The sequence below is a fragment of the Flavobacterium bomense genome, assembly GCF_003970355.1.
In genome coordinates this window covers 122,998-141,254 of record NZ_RYDJ01000004.1, presented here as the reverse complement: position 1 = coordinate 141,254, position 18,257 = coordinate 122,998, and the positions used below count along the sequence as shown (strand labels likewise).

Here is an 18,257-nt window from a genome sequence, read left to right as displayed (position 1 = left end):
TGGATTTTTTTTGATTTGTATGTTTTAATTGCATTTTACTAAATGTCTTTTGATTCTTGCCGGATCAGTAGTATTTCCGTTACAGCTTGGGATAGATTCAAATGGGATTAAAACGCCATTAGCATCCGTGATTTCCGTTCTGGTACTCACACTGTCTCCATCATCATCAGTATCTAAAAAGTTTGGAATTCCATCTCCATCCGTATCATCCGGATTTATAACTCCTGTCGCTAAAACGCGCATATAACCATCGCCGTCAAGATCTTCTTGAAAATTCATGATTCCATCACCATCTGAATCCAGTCTGTTAATTTCGTATAATTTAAAACTAAAAACTAGAGGTGCGTAAGAAGGAATCGATCCACTTCCTGAATTATAATATCCTAATCCAGAAGGCAAAAACATTACTCCTGCTCCAAAATCTCTGTAAGATACGGTGCCATCTGTATTAGAATCGTAAGTCCCAGTCTTAAATTGCGGAAAAGTTTCGCCCCATCCTACTACTGTAGTAAGCAAACTAAAGAATTGTTGTGGGTTTTTCACCACCTCAAACTGAGTAGCAGAAAGTGTCGTAACTTCCGAAACCGTGGTACGGGATAAATAATCTCCTTTGTAAGAAGCCAATACCGCATCAGCATTAGTAGGAGATTTGCCCGCTCCCTCTCTAAGTACTAAATAATACAAGGTATACGTTATATCATGAAGTTTGACATCTCTACTCAAAAGTTTAGGAAAGGTTGTTTTATCTTTATAAGACCAAATAGAGGGCTGGCTACCTCCTGCAGGAATTTTTGTATAGCTAACGTCCTGGTCGTCCGGGAAACCGGCGTGATTTACAACTGTGATATAATAGTTTTTTAAATATTCTTCGATATCCGTTAAATCAGTCGCATATTGCACTGCGAAATCTCTAGGCGGTTGAATTTCAGCAGCCTCATCCTTTGAGCATGAAAATAAAGAGATAGTTGTAATTAATAGAATAAAATAATACTTAAATTTGTTCATTATAGCTAATTTTTTTAAGTGCGCAAGATACAATATTGATTGATTTTTGTAAACAATTTAACTCCTATTTTAGAAAATTTATGAGAATAGATAAATATTTATGGTGCGTGCGGTATTATAAAACCCGAAATATGGTTACTGAAGCCTGCAAAAAAAATCACGTAACTGTTAACGGTCTTGTTGCCAAGCCTTCTAAAGAAGTTTTCGCTACTGACAAAATCACGTTTCGGAAAGACCAAATTACCCAAATAATCACCGTGTTGGATATCCCGGAAAATCGTGTCGGAGCAAAACTGGTTGATATTTACAGACGAAACGATACTCCGGCAGAAGCGTATCAACATTTAGAATTACTAAAACTATCAAAAGAACATTATCGAAAGAATGGCACGGGAAGACCTACCAAAAAAGATCGAAGAGATATTGATGAATTTCTCCCCTCCCCGACCCTCCCCGAAGGTGAGGGAGACTAGCCTTAGTAAATTAAGTACAATCCCGAATGAACTTTATCAAACGCAATTCTCACCCCAGAGTTTTGAATGTAAGATAAGCAACAAATAAAAATTAAGTAAAACATCGAATAACCTTTGCCAGTCCTAGCTCCCTTCCCTTCGGGGAGGGCTGGGGAGGGGAATATAAAAATTTTAAATAATGAGCAAAAATATCATCTTAACAAATCAGGAAATTGATCACAAAATAAAAAGAATTGCCTACCAAATATATGAAACTTTCGTAGATGAAGAGGAAATAGTCATTGCAGGAATCGCCAGTAATGGTTTCATTTTCGCAAAAAAAATAGCCGCCGTCCTGGAAACTATTTCCCCTCTTAAAGTTGCACTATGCGAAGTGCAGATCAACAAACAAAACCCTCAATTACCCATTCATACTTCGTTATCAAAAGAACAGTATACCAATAAAGGTTTAGTTCTGGTAGATGATGTATTAAACTCCGGAACGACACTTATCTATGCCGTACGACACTTTATAGATGTTCCTTTGAAAAAATTCAAAACCGCAGTGCTTGTGGATAGAAATCACAAAAAGTATCCTGTAAAAGCAGATTTTAAAGGAATCTCGCTTTCTACTTCGTTATTAGAGCACGTACAAGTTGTTTTTGATGAAAACGATACTAATTATGCGTATTTAAGCTAAAAGAGCCACAATATCCTGCGCAGTCTGATCGATTGTTTTACCATCAACCACAACTTTATATTGCGCTTGGTTGTAATAAAAGCTCCTGTCAAAAAGGTGTTTTGCTATGAACTCTTTCATATCTTCAGGACTTTTATCCGCAATCAGTGGACGCTTACTTACATTAAAAGCCAATCTGTTCAATAACGTTTCAATAGAAGCCTTTAGATAAATAGAAACAACATTATCTCCTTTTAGCAACTCATGATTATTGGCATAACAAGGAGTCCCTCCACCTAAACCTATAATACATGATTCGGGAGCGTTTAATAATTCGATAAAAACTTCGTGTTCTACCTTTCTAAAATAAATTTCTCCATGCTTTTCAAAAATGGCATTTATAGACAAATTCATCTTCTCTACTATCTTTTCATCCAAATCTACAAAAGGAAATTGGATAATTTTGGACAACTTATTTGCAATTGTAGACTTACCACACCCCATATAACCTAATAAAATTATTTTTTTCATCTGAATAAAACCTTACAAATTAAGGTGTTGAGTAATTTTGTTTAAAAAAGACAAATTTATAATAAAATTGCTTGGAAAACTCCAAAATAAGTCCTTATATTTGCACCCGCATTCAAGGAAAGAAAATGACTCGATAGCTCAGTTGGTAGAGCACATCACTTTTAATGATGGGGTCCTGGGTTCGAGCCCCAGTCGGGTCACAATTTTAGTGATCAACACATACTTTCCTTGAAGCATTGACTCGATAGCTCAGTTGGTAGAGCACATCACTTTTAATGATGGGGTCCTGGGTTCGAGCCCCAGTCGGGTCACAAAAGGTCGAGTAATTTATTACTGGACCTTTTTTTTATAAGGCCACGTGGAGAAACGGTAGACTTGCCAGCTTGAGGGGCTGGTGCTCGCAAGGGCGTGTGGGTTCAAATCCCACCGTGGTCACTATAAGCATTGATTATTAGATAGTTACAGGTATTTTAGTCGCTATTTAATCGCTAATCATTATTTTAAGCATAAAAAACCCGATACAATTTAGTTTTCGTATCGGGTTTTTTCTTTAATCTATAAAATCAATTATTGCATCTGCTGGAGGGGCTTCCTTATCCCGTTCCAAGAACGTTACCGTTAGCCCTGAGTAACTCGATGCAGTTGGATCATCCCGTATCTCTCTAATTATTGTCAGCATCCTGGGAATAAGTAAATTGTTGCCATCCTCAATGCCATTAATCTCAATGAATACAATGGGGAATGATCGTAGAGCCTGCACAAATATTCGGAATTTATCTTTTTTCGATACTTTAGGATTTAAAACCAACTGCTCTAGGTCATCTAAATTAGATATTTTTATTTTAGCCATGCTCTTCTAATCTTAAAGTTTGTTCAATTATTGTTAAATTCATTTGCTGGAAATGATGTGCTGGGCTATCAATTTCAATATGTGAATTTTTAGGTATCACATAAGGCAGTAATTTAATAATTGCATCCAAACGCTCTTTTGGAGTTATTTGAATTTCCTCAGGAAAAGGGATTTTATCTAAGCGTCTAAAAGCCAATGCGTGTAATTTCACACCATAATAATACAAGCTTTTAGTAGAGCAATATCCTTTGTCGGTCAGTTCTTTAGCTACTTTTGCATTACGCTTTCCAGAACAAGTGATTATAGGCATTGAATCCAGTAAACTTTGATCAGCAAAACAGTCAGAGGGTAGAAAATCTTCAAACAACGAAGATGTAAAACGTCTAAAAGCTTCCGACAATTGGTTAAGCCGATTAGAAAAAGCAGTATATGAACCGAGTTTTGGAAACCAATCAATCAAATAATCACAAGCATATTTGTGAATTTGTTTGATGCTAAAGCGTTGTTCTTCTTGAACTGCGAATAGATAAATGGTCATAATTTCTTGGTCTGTTAAATCTTGCTTATCATTGTTGCTAAAACGTTCGCAAGTATATTTTAAATCTTTTTCAAATCTGTCGCAGATTATTGAGTAGATTTTTATTAATTTTAGGGCTTTAGGCTGATTAATCATATATTTAAATGTGCGTTAGATACACTATAAATATACTGATTATCAGCTTATTAATCTAATTTTTAAACAGATATTTCTTTCTTTTTTAACCCTTGATTCGCATAAATTACTATTTATACCAAAAAAAAGCCAGTCAAAATGAACTGGCTCTTACCTTTAATTTGTTTTTTTATTTCCAACCGCCGCCTAAATCCCTGTAAACATGGACTACGGCATTAAGCTGCGCTTTTTTAGTTTCTATAAGCTCGAGTTTAGATTCCAGCGCATCACGTTGCGTCATCAAAACTTCAAAATAATCGGCTCTGGCAGATTTAAATAAATCACCTGCTATATCTATAGACTTGTTAAGAGCATCTACTTGTTGTGATTTTAAATTATAACTCTTCTCCAAATTACCAATTCTAGAAAGTTGATTAGATACTTCCAGATACGCATTTAAAAGCGTACGCTGATAATTATACATCGCCTGAAGTTGCCTTGAATTGGCGTTGTAAAACTCGGCTTTAATCGCGTTCCGATTGATTAGTGGTCCAGCAATATCACCCGCGAGCGAATAAAGTACTGATTCCGGGAACTTAAAGAAATAAGAAGGCTTAAATGCCTGTATTCCTAATGCTGCCGTGATATCAAGAGAAGGATAAAATTCCGCCCGAGCCACTTTCACATCCAGCTTTGCGGCAGCTAATTCTAATTCTGCTTGTTTAATATCCGGACGATTCGCTAATAATTGTGATGGAATTCCCGAATTGATTCCCGAAGGTAGTAAACTTAAAAAATCACTTTTATCCCGCGCTATTTCTTGTGGATAGCGTCCCAGCAAAAAATTAATCCTATTCTCCGTTTCCTTTATCTTCTGAAGAATATCAAATTCCATACTTCTGGAAATTAATACCTCCGCTTTAAACTTTTGAACAGCTAATTCAGTAGTCCTAGCGGCTTGTTTCTGAATTCTGACAATTTCCAGGGCATTACTTTGCAAGTTGATATTCTGTTTTACAATTCCCAACTGGCTGTCGAGTGATCGTAATTCATAATACGAATCTGCAACCTCAGCGATAAGGTTTGTTATCACAAAATTTTTCCCTTCTACAGTAGATAAATACCTGCTCACAGCAGCTTTCTTAGAATTGCGCAATTTCTTCCAAATGTCTACTTCCCATTTTGCATAAGCAGCCACGGTATAATCCTTTAGCGCATCTGGAACTTCAATGCCGGGAACAATTTCTGTAGCTGCATCACCAGCTCCTTGACTGGTGTACCGTCCTACCTTTTCAACTCCGGAGCCAGCCCGTAAACCAACTGTTGGAAACAACGCCCCTTTTTTGATTCGGATTTCATTCTTTGCAATTTCAATTTCCTGCAAAGTGATCAACAGCTCCTGATTATTTTGGAGCGCTGTATCAATCAAAGCTATCAGGTTTTTGTCTTTAAAGAAATTACCCCATTGAATAGCAGCCATATTCGTGGAATCTCCATTACTGCCGAAAGATTCCGGAATAGGGCGATTGACCTCTAAAGTAGCTATTGTCGGAGCTTTACAGCTTACCATCGTCAGGAAAATACCTAACGAGATACTATATTTATACAACTTGATTTTATACATGATTATTATCAATTTCTTCCGTTAATGGATTTTCTTTTTCCTTTTTTACTAGCTTGTATTTTTCTGCGATTCTACCAAAAACGTAGTACAACCCAGGAATAATAAATACACCGCAAATTGTTCCTATAAGCATACCACCAGCTGCGGCAGTACCAATAGTTCTGTTACCAATTTTACCAGGTCCAGAGGCAAACACCAAAGGAATTAAACCTGCAATAAAGGCAAATGAAGTCATCAAAATAGGGCGAAACCTAGCTTTAGAACCTTCCATCGCTGCTTCGAGCACTGATTTTCCTGCTGCATGTCTTTGAATAGCAAACTCGACAATCAAAACGGCATTTTTACCCAATAAACCAATAAGCATGACCATAGCTACCTGAGCATAAATATTATTTTCTAAGCCTGTTAGCTTTAATAAAAGGAACGCACCAAAAATACCGGCTGGTAAAGAGAGAATCACCGATAATGGCAAAATAAAACTCTCATATTGTGCTGCTAAAACTAAGTATACAAAACCTAAACAAATCAGGAAGATCCAAATGGCCTGATTCCCTTGCGCTACTTCATCGGCAGAAATTCCCGCCCAGTCAATACCATACCCTCTAGGCAGTTTTTTCTCTGCCACGTCCTGAATCGCTTTAATGGCTTCACCACTACTATAACCTTCAGCTGCGGCTCCACTTATTTCAGCAGAAGTATACATATTGTGCCGTGTAATTTCCGACAATCCATATACTTTTTCCAGCTTCATGAAAGCAGAAAATGGGACCATTTCATCTCGGTTATTCTTTACATACAATTTTAAAATATCTTCCGGCAAAGCTCTGTATTCAGGAGCTGCCTGCACAATTACTTTGTAATTAAATCCGTACTTAATAAAGCTAATTTCATAGTTACTTCCCACTAGTGTAGATAACGTATTCATGGCATTATCAATGGACACACCTTTTTGCTGTGCCAAATCATTATCAACTTTCATCATAAACTGCGGAAAACTGGCACTGTAAAAGCTAAATACCGAAGCTAGCTCAGGACGTTTATTCAATTCTTTTACGAATTCAGTATTCACTGTTTCCATTTTTTTATAATCCCCTGAACCTGCTTTGTCAAGCAAACGAAGTTCAAACCCTCCTGCAGCTCCATACCCAGGGACAGCAGGCGGCTGGAAAAATTCAATATTAGCACCGGGAATGTCTTTAGCTTTTTCTTCTAATTCTGCCATAACCTCTTGTACTGCATTTTTCCTATCGCTCCAATCTTTAAGGTTTATCAAACAAGTTCCGGTGCTAGAGCCGGTACCTTCTGTCAGAATTTCATAACCTCCCAAAGCAGAAACTGATTTGACTCCTTCGACAGTTTCTGCGATCTTTTGAAGTTTTTCTGCAACACTATTGGTTCTTTCTAATGATGAACCTGGAGGGGTTTGAATAATAGCATAAAACATTCCTTGATCTTCATTTGGAATAAAACCAGAAGGTACGTTGCTGCTTATTACCCATGTTCCTATACAGAAACCTACAAGGGTTATAAAAGTAATGGTTCTTCTGTTAATGATACGACTCAACGCATTTTGATACTTTCCAGCCGTAGTATTAAACGTAGTATTAAATCCATCTACAAATCTGTTTACTGGAGTTCTCTTTTTAGGCTTTCCATGATTATTTTTCAACATCATCGCACAAAGTGCCGGTGTAAGCGTTAACGCCACAATACCAGATAGAATAATTGCAGTAGCCATAGTGATGGAGAACTGACGATAGAATATCCCCACAGGGCCTGACATAAAAGCAACTGGAATGAATACCGCAGCCATCAAAAAGGTAATAGCAATAATAGCACCCGCAATTTCATGCATCGCTTTTTTTGTAGCTTTTATGGCTGAAAGATGTTCTTCTTCCATCTTGGCATGCACGGCTTCGATCACCACAATAGCATCATCAACCACGACACCGATCGCTAATACCAATGCAAACAAAGTAATAAGGTTGAGCGAAATTCCAAAGAATTGCATGAAAACAAAAGTTCCAATAAGTGAAACTGGCACTGCAATTGCCGGTATAATAGTTGATCTCCAATCTCCTAAGAACAAAAACACAACCAATCCCACCAGAATAAAGGCTTCAACCAAAGTGTGAATTACTTTTTCGATAGAAGCATCCAGAAATTTAGAAACGTCATAACTTATTTCATAATCCATTCCTTTCGGGAAAGAATTTTTCTTAATTTCAGCTAATTTTGCCTTTACCTCTTTAATAACCTGGCTGGCATTACTACCGTACGATTGCTTCAATACAATTGCAGCAGAAGGCTTACCGTTCAGGTTCGAGTAAATATCGTACATGGAGCTTCCAAACTCAATATTAGCAACGTCTTTTAATCGTAAAATTTCACCGTCAGCGCTAGCTCGTAAAACAACGTTTCCGTATTGCTCTTTTGTAGTAAATCGCCCAGAATATTTCAATACATATTCAAATGCCTGAGATCGTTTACCGGAGCTTTCCCCGGTTTTACCAGGAGATGCTTCCAAACTTTGATTGGCCAATGCTTCCATAACCTCATCTGTAGAGATTTTATAGGCCAACATTCTGTCGGGTTTCAACCAAATTCTCATGGCGTACTCACGCGTACCCAAAACATCAGCAAACCCTACTCCATTTACCCTTTTCAATTCGGAAAGGATATTAATTTCGGCAAAGTTGTAAAGAAATTTTTGATCGGTATTGTTATCCTTACTATAAAGATTTACATACATGAGCATACTCGATTCTTCACGTGTAATCTTTAAACCTTCTCTTACCACTAATGGCGGTAATTTATTAACTACCGAAGCAACCCGATTTTGAACATTTATTGCCGCTTGATTTGGGTCTGTACCTAAATTAAATATTACTTGTATGCTAGCCTCTCCATCATTACCCGCATCAGAAGTCATATATTTCATTCCTGGAACACCATTCAAGGCTCTTTCTAACGGAATAATTACTGATTTGATCATCAGTTCACCGTTAGCGCCAGGAAAATCGGCGGTTATATTGACTTTTGGTGGAGAAATTGAAGGGAATTGAGTCACTGGCAAATTTGTTAAAGCCAAGGCGCCCAAAAAGACTATTATTAGCGATATTACTATCGATAGAACTGGTCTTTCAATGAATTTATTAAACATCTATTTATTTTTTAATGATTAAACCAAATTGGAATTACGAAGTTATTCCGCTTTTAATCGCAAATGAGCCAGAACCGCATTAGGTGCTAGATATTCATACTTGATTTTGTCCTCCTCTTTTACTTTTTGAACCCCTTCTAACACGATTTTATCATTCTCCGAAATACCACTGCTTACGACATACAAGTCTGGCATTTCACTATTTATAGTTATTTCCCTGGATCGCACTTTATTATTTTTATCGACCACAAAAACATATTTCTTATCTTGAATTTCATACGTTGCTTTTTGCGGAATTACAATGGCATTTCGAAGCGGAACCAGCATCTGAACCTCCCCTGTTTCTCCATTTCTTAACAGTTTATCTCCATTAGGGAATTTTGCTCGGAAAGCAATATTCCCAGTTTCGTTATTGAATTCGCTTTCAATAATTTCAACTTTTCCTCTGTATTTAAAGGGTTGATTGTTCGCTAAAATTAGCGTTACATTTGTTTCGGCACGATTTTTTAAATTGGTTTGATAATCGATATATTCCGGTTCCGAAACATTAAAATAAGCAAACATCTGACTATTGTCAGAAAGGCTTGTCAGCAATTCACCTTCATCAATAAGACTTCCTAGTTTCAAAGGAATGCGGTCAATGGTACCGTCAAAAGGCGCTCTGATTTCGGTAAATGACAAATGAATTTTTGCCAGTGACACTTCGGCTTTAGCTTGTTCAAGTTTAGCTTGTGCCATCGCTTGCTCGTTTTTTGAAATCACATTTTTATCCACCAAGGTTTTGGCATTCAGTAATTCGATTAGTGCAGCTTTTTCTTCCGCTTTTGCTTTTTGCAGTTCAGCTTCATAAATTCTTGGCATGATTCTAAACAATAACTGACCTGCCTTCACAAACTGCCCTTCATCCACATAGATGTTTTGCAGATACCCTTTTTCTTGTGCTCGGATTTCAATATTTCGAACAGATTTTATTTGCGAAACATATTCCTTGGTATACGAAGTATCTATTTTTATTGGATTTGTTACTGTAAATTTTTCAGCTTCTTCTTTTTCTTCTTTTTTAGTTGTACAGCCTGTAAGGCACAACAAGGCAATTAAGCCCGTGAAAACGAGTATTCTTTTCATAATATAAAATGGAAATTAAGCGATTTGATACTTGGAATTAAGAATTCCTTTAGACGTAAAAAGTCATCAGCTTCCTGAAAAGTATCTGTATTCCCATACCGAAAAATAAGATGCTATATTTTCACGAGGTAAGTAAGGATCTAAACTTTGGAAATTGACGTGAAGTAATTATCAAATTCTTAAAACACCCTGAGTAATATAAATAGGATTTGATTGGCCACAAAATGGGGCGAAGATTTTAAAATTCTTGGTATAATAATTTAAAACAGGCTGACAGGAAAACAACAAATACCAGCTTCTGGTCAAGTCTATTTTATTAGTAAAAAAATTATCTGAATCCTTATTTTTAAGATTTTCACCGCTGAAGCACTCCTCTTCTAATTCAAAACCAGCTGAAATAACTTTACTATTGCTATAATCGTTGTTAGCAAATCTTACTTCTCCATTTTTTACACTGCTTGACGTTAAAGCGTTGCTTACACGACTATCATGCGTTGCTGCATGAGCATAATTTTCTCCACCTAACAGGTGGAAACATAAGTATAAGAAAAATACAACTACTTTCATTGGGCGCCAAAAGTAATAAAAGTAAAGATCGAAATAAAAGAAATTAATTATGTTTAACAAAAAAAAAGGACGAAAACGTTTTCAGTCAAAAGCTTGGTATTTTATTATTACAATGTAAAAACCAGAAAAGATCTAGCACTCAACCAATTGTAAATATTACACATTACGCCGTACATTTCGTCCTTCGGAAAAGAAATGAACCAATTTTAATTTTTCATGCCAATTGTATATTTATCGCTTAAAATCAATACCCTACATTGTCCTGATTTTTATTTTCAGCAAATTAAATTCATCAAAATACGAATACTGAAAGAAAAAAAAGGAAATACCACTGACAAAAAAACTCCCAAATCCGCTGTAAAACCCCACATATACATTGGTGAATGTGATTTTTAAACAATGTAAGAGTTTCTATTGTTTATCAAAAATCCATACTTCTACAAAACATGTATGCATAAGGCCGGTCGTAAGATTACAATTGGCGCTATTTAATAAGTCCTTTACCTCTTGATAAAGGAAAACAAATATTTATTGTAAAGAATAAACAGAGACAACAACGGAAAATTACCTTTTGGTTTTCAATACTAAATTTACCTGATGTTTAGTTGTTATTCTTTATTTTAACTTCTCAGCAATTCCATTTGATTTATGAAAATACCGTTATAAAGAGAGTTTAACGGGTTGCATATATATTATTAAGACAGTCCTTCGCTTGTAACGAACTTGCTTTCATCGATAAAATTTAGCTTTTTTATCATTTTTAATAAGATTTAATCTTATTAAAAAAAACTTTAGTTGTGTGATTTCTTTTTTGTAAAAATGACAAATTAAATACTATTGGTAGTAATAAGAGTCCTAAAAAATTAATACGTTATACAACTAAATTATTGCACACAATTTTAATTGCAGTGATCCACATCAAATACTTTTTTATCCAAAATCATACTTTTTAAAACTGGCCTAGAAACAATCTTAAATACGCTTTTAAAATAAAATCGATTTCTATTCGTTATCAAAATAAATAAAAAGAATTGTACCTTTAAATAATAGATATCTAATTAATAATTGAATAAATTCTCCCAATTTGAAACCTAAAATTTTTATGAAAAAATTAATTTTTCTTGCATTATTATTAAGTTCCTTAACTGGCTGGAGTCAGAGTCCAATTGCCTACGATTTTTTTGACCAAGCTTTAAAAAAAGCAGAAACAGGCAATCTAAAAGGCGCTATTGCTGATTATACTAAAGCCATACGAGCTGATCCATTGTTTGCTGAAGCCTACTTAAACAGAGCCCTTTTGAAACAAAAATCAGGCGATATAAAAGGGGCGTTAGATGATGTCAATAAAACCATCATCATTGAACCTAAAAAAGGAGATGCTTATACCACCAGGGCTGACATCAATTACAAGGCTAAAAATTATACGGGAGCCATTGAAGATTGTACGATATCTATCACGTTAAATCCTAAAGACTACATTGCCTATAATCTTAGAGGGTTATCTAATATTCACATTCAAAATAAAAAAAATGCGTGCGCTGATTTCACCAAAGCCATTAAATTAGGAAGCCAAAGTGCCGTTAAAAATAAAAAAATGTTTTGCAAATAATATTCTTGAAATAGGCATAAAAAAAGCGTCTCGATTACAACATCAAGACGCTTTTTTTTATAGATATAACTCTGTTTATTTCATGAACTGCTATAGCGGCTTCAATTGTTCTAAATCAATGTTCGATTGTTGCAATACGCTCATCATAATCATTACGCTGGTTGGGTTCCTCTTATTTTCTGCCTTTAGTTGCTTTTTTTAAGTCATCACCTCCTGGAATTCGCATCTTATCGGTAAGAACTGAAATTTCATTCAAATCAAAATTTCCTGTCAATGACATCAGCACTGTATCCTCATTTTTAGCTCCTTCAATAAACATCAGCAATTCTCTAATTTGAGAATCTGAAGTTCCTGATTTTACCAGAATTTTTATATTCCTTCCGTTTTCATTCACGCGCATCAACTCTTCTAATCCCGCTGTTTTGATGTACTTCTCTGCAGCAGCTTTCATTTCTCCCTCTGCTCTGGTACTTTTTGTAGTAAAAACTTTTAGGTTGTCCAATTTTTTTATCAAACTCAGGTACTGTTGCGTTTCTTTATCAGAAGCATCTACTTTGACCTTACTCATCAAGTCGAACATTTTTTTATTGACTATAATGGACGTAACATCATCTTGTCCGTCAAATTTGTCAAAGACTGCTTGTGCAAAAAATGGACTCGAAATAACTAGAAATACTAAAGTGATCAGACACTTTTTGCTAAAACTCCTATTGATACTTTTTTGAATGGTTGCTTTCATTTTATTTAATTATTTTATTGTTAGTATTCTTAGTTTGATTTTTAGGATCTTTTCCACTCTTTTTTAGCGCTTACAAAAACCCTGTTTTTAACGGTTTGATATTCTTCAATGTATTGTACACTTTTTATGCCAATATTCACATTCTTGGATAATAATGACAATGCTTTTTGAGTGGCCCTAAAAGCGGCTTCAGGATCTTCATAGGTTCCTAAATTTGTATTTTCTTTTGTAGCATCCAAATCAAAAAGGACATACGTTGCTATTCCCATCAAAACAACAACTGAAGCTGCAATAGAAACCCAGCCTAAATTCCCTTTTTTATTCTTGTTTTTAGCCATAACAACTTCAAATACTGGAGTTTTATTCATATTCTGCTGCTCTTTTGCAACAGCAAAACAGTCAAATAATGAAGCATACTGTTGTAAATGCGAAGCAACATCCTGAGACGAAAAATAATCCCGCAACTCTTTTTCTTGGGCTAAAGTGGCCGCTACCTGAAAGTATTTTCCTAATAAACCCTCGACTTTATTTGATTCCATAATTGTGTATTTGTATCATAAATTCTTTAATCGTTTTTCGTGCCCGGGAAAGTGACACCCGGATTGCGTACTCTTTCATATCCATTAAAAATCAAACGAGTTATACTATTAAGATGAATCCTATTTATTTTTGCAACAAAAAAACATAAAATAAAACTAAAGTTAGTATTTTTACGTTAATAAAGTATTAAAATACAATTATGAGAACAGTATTCAAATTTACACTTTTATTTTTCATAGCTACTTTCACTTTACAAAGCTGTCAGGACAATGATGACGTGACACCACCTGCAAGTCTCGAGATTCAGGATTTCATTTGGAAAGGAATGAATCTGTACTATTTGTGGCAAGCTGATGTTCCAAATTTAGACGATGACCGATTCGCAGATCAAACTGCATTAAACTCTTTTTTAAAAGACTATCCCGTGCCTGAGGATTTGTTTAATGCATTGCGGGTAAATCCCTCTACGGATAGATTTAGTTGGATTGTAAGCGATTATTTAGAACTCGAAGGAACGCTTCAAGGTACCACTAAAAACAATGGTATCGATTTTGGTTTAAGTTTTAAACCAGGTAGTACAACTGAAATATTTGGCTACGTTCGTTATATTATTGCAAACTCAGACGCCTCCAGTAAAGCTATAAAACGTGGTGATTTTTTTACTGCCGTAAATGGTACACAGCTGACTTTAAGCAATTATGAATCGTTACTTTTTGGTTCAAACGAAAATTACACACTAAATCTTGCTGATTATAACGGAACTACAATTGTCAGCAACGGTAAATCAGTGGCATTGACAAAAACAGTCCTATCCGAAAATCCAATTTTAATCAATAAAGTAATCACCTCCGGCTCTCACAAAATAGGCTATTTGATGTACAATGGCTTTTATGCTAATTTTGACACTCAATTAAACGATGCTTTTGCATCTCTAAAATCACAAGTAGTTACGGACTTGGTTTTAGATTTACGTTACAATGGCGGTGGTTCTGTACAAACGGCTACACGATTAGCAAGTATGATTACCGGGCAATTTAAAGGAAAAGTCTTTGCAAAACAACAATGGAATGCAAAAATTAATGCTTATTTCGAGGCTGAAAATCCCGAAGCATTATTCAATTATTTTACCGATAAAATAGGAAGCACAGCCATCAATAGTTTAGGATTGACTAAAATTTATATTTTAACTACGAAAAGCTCTGCATCAGCAAGCGAGTTAGTAATCAACGGGCTAGAACCTCACATTCAAGTTATACAAATTGGGGATGTTACAGTAGGAAAAAACGTAGGATCCGTAACGCTTTATGACTCCCCGACTTTTGGAGCTCAAAGCAGGAATCCCAATCACAGATATGCCATGCAGCCAATCGTGTTAAAAATTGTCAATTCAGTGGGTTTTGGGGATTACTTCAGTGGGTTACAACCTGATTTTCTACAAAAAGAAACATTGATCACTCTGGGAATCCTTGGCGATTCTGCAGAACCGTTATTAAGTACAGCCATTCGCAAAATTACTGGAACTGGTCGCGTATTGCGACAAAGTCCCGGACAAGATTTTGAGTTTTTCACGGATGCCAAATCAATAAAAGGAATCCAAAACCAAATGTACATTGAGAAAGCACCAGAAGGTCTTTTGAGAGCTTTGGAATAGAATAAAGTTACACAATAATTCTTATTTTTATAAGTTACAATTGAATAACAAATTAAACAAAACCACATGAAAAAAGCAATTCCGTTATTTCTAACTCTTGCCACCGTCGTCTCTTTTGCATTTGTAATTCCGAATACTGTCCTATCTAAACAAATAAATGTTGTTATTGATGCCGGACATGGTGGATCTGATTTTGGAGCAACTTCCAGTAGTGCTACTGAAAAACAAATTGTAGCGAAAATCACAGACAAAATCAAATTTTTGAACAAAAATGAGAAAGTGACCATACACCTTACAAGAATTGGAGACCAATTTCTTTCTTTGAGTGACCGTTCTGCGTTGATCAACAAGATCAAACCCGATTTAGTTTTGTCACTTCATGTCAATCAAAATTTAAATCTATCAAAATCAGGAATGGAATTTTATATTGCCACAGAATCAATTGCGAATGAAAGGTCAAATGAGATTGCGGTGGAACTTCGCAACAAATTTATCCGCAATACTACTATAAAATCATCAGAAATAAAGAAAGCTCCCTTCTACATTTTAAAAAAATCAGAAGTCCCGGCTGTACTTGTTGAATTGGGTTATATGTCTAACCTTGGTGACCGAGACTATTTAACCAATGATGTGGAACAAAATAAAATTGCAGCAACTATCGTAGCATTCATTTCAGAATTGAAATAAGAATATTTTATAAACTAAAAAGAGGCTTTCATCACTGAAAGCCTCTTTTTTTATGGAATAATGCAATGGTATTACATTTTGATATTCAAACCTACTTTGAAATTTCGTCCTCTGGTACTAAACCCTCTTGTTTCAACAAAATCCTTATCTAAAATATTATCTGCTGCTGCAAAAATATTCATTCGATTTTTGATCAACTCATACCGTACATTCATGTTGATCAGCTGGTAATCTTTCAGTATTTCAGAATTCAATACCGGATCAAAAGTGGGTGCCGGATATGTTGTATACTCAAAATAGCGATCCGAAACAAATTGATATGTGGCATTAAAAGCCAAACGTGGCGTTGCTTGCAGATCAACTGCGGCGTTCGCTTTGTGTTTTGGATTCAGCACTCGCGATTGTTTTTCTAATTCTGTAAACGCATAATTGGCATTCAAATTTATTTTAGCCGTCAAAGCATACGAAATCATGGTCTCAAACCCTTTGACTTTATTTAGACCCGCAACATTAAAATACTTGTAAGACACTAAATCAAACCCAATCGCATTTTCTTCCTCTCTTTGAAAAACCAAAGCATTCAGAACCAATTTTTTATCAATCATCGTTGTTTCAAAACCCAATTCAAATGTTTTATCTTTCTCTGAGGATAAATTCAAATCACCATAAGGAGAATACAATTGATACAAGCTAGGGGCTACAAATGCCGTACTGTAAGAAACTAATAGTTTCAAGGGTAAATTAGGAAATGAAAAAGAAGGATTTACATTGTAAACTAAATTATTTCCGTATTTACTGTGCATGTTGTAACGAGCTCCCAAATTCAGGTTTAACCCAAATTCAGAGCTATAAACCGCCGTCACATAGGGATCAATCATATTAAATTTGGCCAATTCATTTGCTATGGCCTCGTACGGGCTCTCATTAGACATTTCATGAAATTGAAATTGAGCACCTGTTACCAGGAATAATTCAGGTGAAATTTCATATTTATTAAACGCATCTGCATTGACGCTTCTGGATTTATAATCCAACATTGTTCCATAATTAAAAATGGACCTTGTAATTAAATTAGCACTTGAATTGATTACAAATTCTCCTTTTTTATATTTGTATTTTGGTGAAAACCCAACTCGAAATTGTTCAGAGGCACTGCTGTTTTCATCGTTATCCGCAAAAGATCCTGCATCAAAATCGCTTTTTATTTTATCGTAGTTTGCAAAGAAATCCAAATCTAATTTAGCTGTTGGCTTGAAACCAATTTTCACCACTGAGTTCACTCTGGAAAAACGATCAGCTTCAAATAAAACAGCGTCATTAGGTGATTTTGCCTCAGAAATTCCCGTGGTTTCGGTGCTGTTTAAGGAAGCATAATAATTAATTTTTTCAGCGCTTCCGTTCAAAGCAACCCCTTGGCTGTAGTCATTTATACTATAATTTTCCTGATTGGCAATCGTTTGGGTGCCCACATTAAGGTATGCATTTGCTGCAATCGCTTTTTTGGAGGCTTTTTTCAACGTAATATTAATAACTCCGGCAGCGGCACCTGATCCGTATAAAGTACTTGAAGCGCCTTTCATCACCTCAATACTTTCTATTTGTTCAACGGGCAGCAAGCGCAAATCATACGATAAGCTAATTCCAGAAGCATCGGTAACCGGAACGCCATCAATAAGAATTAGCACTTGATGATTTCGTCCCCCACGAATGTAAACCCCTAAATCCTTTCCATTCCGGCTTTGGTTTCCGTTGATTTCAATTCCGGCTACTGAACTCAAAATGGTAGCTACAGTTTGCCCTTGTCTTCTCTTTAAATCTTCGGCTGTAATTTTTACGATTACTTTTCCGGACTTTTCTTTTGGCAAAGCAAATTTAGAATCGGAAATTACGACCTCATCCAATTGATTTGTGGATGCAATGGTGTCTTTTTGTTGTGCGAAAGCACACGAAGTCATCAGCACGCAGAGCGCACTAATACGAACGATTTTCTTGTTCATTTTGAAACATTTAATAGCAGTTTTATGGTACTGCCACATGACTATAAATGGGAGAAAAGCATAGAATTACCCATACCCAAACCTTTTTTCCCGAAAGTTTGATACTCGATGTAACAGGCAGGTCTCCTGGCTCGCGTCTTGTTGTTTACCTTCCCATTCGCAAAGACGAACAGTGGTTTTGTAGATAACAACAAGCTTTATAGCTTACAGTTGCGGGTACAGCCCAGGATTTTTGATTCTTGATTTAGGATTCTTGATTTAGGATGTAAACTCTCTAATCTGAATACTGAAATCTGTAATCGCTTACCTGATTCCCTTTTAATGCTGGTATGAAAAACAAAACAGCAACCTCATTACGGCGGCAAAGATAAAATTATATTACGTTA

Annotated in this window: 16 protein-coding genes, 3 tRNA genes, 1 pseudogene and 1 riboswitch; of the genes and pseudogenes, 8 read left to right on the top strand and 12 right to left on the bottom strand. The window is 35.6% G+C overall.

The genetic code is table 11. The features are described 5' to 3' along the window. Positions 1-24: 24 nt before the first annotated feature. Positions 25-1,005: an FKBP-type peptidyl-prolyl cis-trans isomerase gene (locus EKL98_RS05745; protein WP_126460814.1), complete on the bottom strand. Its 981-nt coding sequence runs from the start codon at positions 1,003-1,005 to the stop codon at positions 25-27. An 80-nt stretch (positions 1,006-1,085) separates the two neighbouring features. Here EKL98_RS05745 and EKL98_RS05740 point away from each other — a divergent pair, with 80 nt between their 5' ends. Together EKL98_RS05740 and EKL98_RS05735 are read left to right on the top strand one after the other, a co-directional pair. Continuing rightward, the gene (locus EKL98_RS05740) at positions 1,086-1,478 is read left to right on the top strand and encodes an RNA-binding S4 domain-containing protein (protein ID WP_126460811.1); all 393 of its coding nucleotides are present in this window, start codon (positions 1,086-1,088) and stop codon (positions 1,476-1,478) included. Between the two features lie 178 nt (positions 1,479-1,656). Further along, positions 1,657-2,157, top strand: coding sequence for a phosphoribosyltransferase family protein (locus tag EKL98_RS05735; protein ID WP_126455725.1), 501 nt, complete (start codon positions 1,657-1,659; stop codon positions 2,155-2,157). Here the strand turns inward: EKL98_RS05735 and EKL98_RS05730 are convergent. Continuing rightward, entirely contained in the window at positions 2,149-2,667 is a 519-nt protein-coding gene (locus tag EKL98_RS05730; protein ID WP_126460808.1) for a shikimate kinase, read from the bottom strand. The two genes, EKL98_RS05735 and EKL98_RS05730, sit on opposite strands and share 9 nt — an antisense overlap. Positions 2,668-2,794: 127 nt before the next feature. Between EKL98_RS05730 and EKL98_RS05725 the strand changes: the two genes are divergently transcribed. The 3 genes from EKL98_RS05725 (at position 2,795) to EKL98_RS05715 (ending at position 3,102) form a co-directional block, all read left to right on the top strand. Next, a tRNA-Lys gene (locus EKL98_RS05725) sits at positions 2,795-2,867 on the top strand. A 38-nt stretch (positions 2,868-2,905) separates the two neighbouring features. Next, positions 2,906-2,978 (top strand) — tRNA-Lys (locus EKL98_RS05720). 41 nt (positions 2,979-3,019) lie between these two features. Then, a tRNA-Leu gene (locus EKL98_RS05715) sits at positions 3,020-3,102 on the top strand. A gap of 115 nt (positions 3,103-3,217) precedes the next feature. Here the strand turns inward: EKL98_RS05715 and EKL98_RS05710 are convergent. The 6 genes from EKL98_RS05710 to EKL98_RS05685 form a co-directional block, all read right to left on the bottom strand. Beyond that, positions 3,218-3,517, bottom strand: coding sequence for a hypothetical protein (locus EKL98_RS05710; RefSeq protein ID WP_126556287.1), 300 nt, complete (start codon positions 3,515-3,517; stop codon positions 3,218-3,220). Continuing rightward, positions 3,510-4,190, bottom strand: a complete 681-nt coding sequence (locus tag EKL98_RS05705) for a transposase (protein ID WP_126561765.1) — start codon at positions 4,188-4,190, stop codon at positions 3,510-3,512. The genes EKL98_RS05710 and EKL98_RS05705 overlap by 8 nt, the downstream gene beginning before the upstream one ends. 169 nt (positions 4,191-4,359) lie before the next feature. Continuing rightward, positions 4,360-5,793 (bottom strand): TolC family protein, encoded by a 1,434-nt coding sequence (locus tag EKL98_RS05700; RefSeq protein ID WP_126561764.1) that lies wholly within the window; start codon positions 5,791-5,793, stop codon positions 4,360-4,362. Then, positions 5,786-8,956: an efflux RND transporter permease subunit gene (locus tag EKL98_RS05695; RefSeq protein ID WP_126561763.1), complete on the bottom strand. Its 3,171-nt coding sequence runs from the start codon at positions 8,954-8,956 to the stop codon at positions 5,786-5,788. Before EKL98_RS05695 ends, EKL98_RS05700 begins: the two co-directional genes overlap by 8 nt. Before the next feature lie 42 nt (positions 8,957-8,998). Further along, complete coding sequence (locus EKL98_RS05690; RefSeq protein ID WP_126556276.1) at positions 8,999-10,081, bottom strand: efflux RND transporter periplasmic adaptor subunit; 1,083 nt, start codon at positions 10,079-10,081, stop codon at positions 8,999-9,001. A gap of 171 nt (positions 10,082-10,252) precedes the next feature. Then, positions 10,253-10,648: a hypothetical protein gene (locus tag EKL98_RS05685; RefSeq protein ID WP_126561762.1), complete on the bottom strand. Its 396-nt coding sequence runs from the start codon at positions 10,646-10,648 to the stop codon at positions 10,253-10,255. Between the two features lie 1,102 nt (positions 10,649-11,750). Here EKL98_RS05685 and EKL98_RS05680 point away from each other — a divergent pair. Further along, complete coding sequence (locus tag EKL98_RS05680; protein ID WP_126561761.1) at positions 11,751-12,257, top strand: tetratricopeptide repeat protein; 507 nt, start codon at positions 11,751-11,753, stop codon at positions 12,255-12,257. Positions 12,258-12,429: 172 nt separating this feature from the next. Here EKL98_RS05680 and EKL98_RS05670 read toward each other — a convergent pair whose 3' ends face one another. The 3 genes and pseudogenes from EKL98_RS05670 to EKL98_RS18005 form a co-directional block, all read right to left on the bottom strand. Next, entirely contained in the window at positions 12,430-12,996 is a 567-nt protein-coding gene (locus EKL98_RS05670; protein ID WP_126460802.1) for a DUF4252 domain-containing protein, read from the bottom strand. 41 nt (positions 12,997-13,037) lie between these two features. Beyond that, a complete protein-coding gene (locus EKL98_RS05665) occupies positions 13,038-13,535 on the bottom strand; it encodes a hypothetical protein (RefSeq protein WP_126561760.1) in 498 nt (165 codons plus the stop codon). After that, a pseudogene (locus EKL98_RS18005) lies at positions 13,522-13,623 on the bottom strand (RNA polymerase subunit sigma-70); the annotation flags it as partial. The pseudogene EKL98_RS18005 and the gene EKL98_RS05665, both read right to left, overlap by 14 nt. Positions 13,624-13,735: 112 nt before the next feature. Here EKL98_RS18005 and EKL98_RS05660 point away from each other — a divergent pair. Together EKL98_RS05660 and EKL98_RS05655 are read left to right on the top strand one after the other, a co-directional pair. Further along, positions 13,736-15,187 (top strand): S41 family peptidase, encoded by a 1,452-nt coding sequence (locus EKL98_RS05660; protein ID WP_126561759.1) that lies wholly within the window; start codon positions 13,736-13,738, stop codon positions 15,185-15,187. A gap of 66 nt (positions 15,188-15,253) precedes the next feature. Then, positions 15,254-15,874, top strand: a complete 621-nt coding sequence (locus EKL98_RS05655; RefSeq protein ID WP_126561758.1) for an N-acetylmuramoyl-L-alanine amidase — start codon at positions 15,254-15,256, stop codon at positions 15,872-15,874. Positions 15,875-15,945: 71 nt separating this feature from the next. Here EKL98_RS05655 and EKL98_RS05650 read toward each other — a convergent pair whose 3' ends face one another. Further along, a complete protein-coding gene (locus EKL98_RS05650; RefSeq protein WP_233589309.1) occupies positions 15,946-17,871 on the bottom strand; it encodes a TonB-dependent receptor plug domain-containing protein in 1,926 nt (641 codons plus the stop codon). A 99-nt stretch (positions 17,872-17,970) separates the two neighbouring features. Beyond that, positions 17,971-18,240: riboswitch (cobalamin riboswitch) on the bottom strand. Positions 18,241-18,257 lie beyond the last annotated feature (17 nt).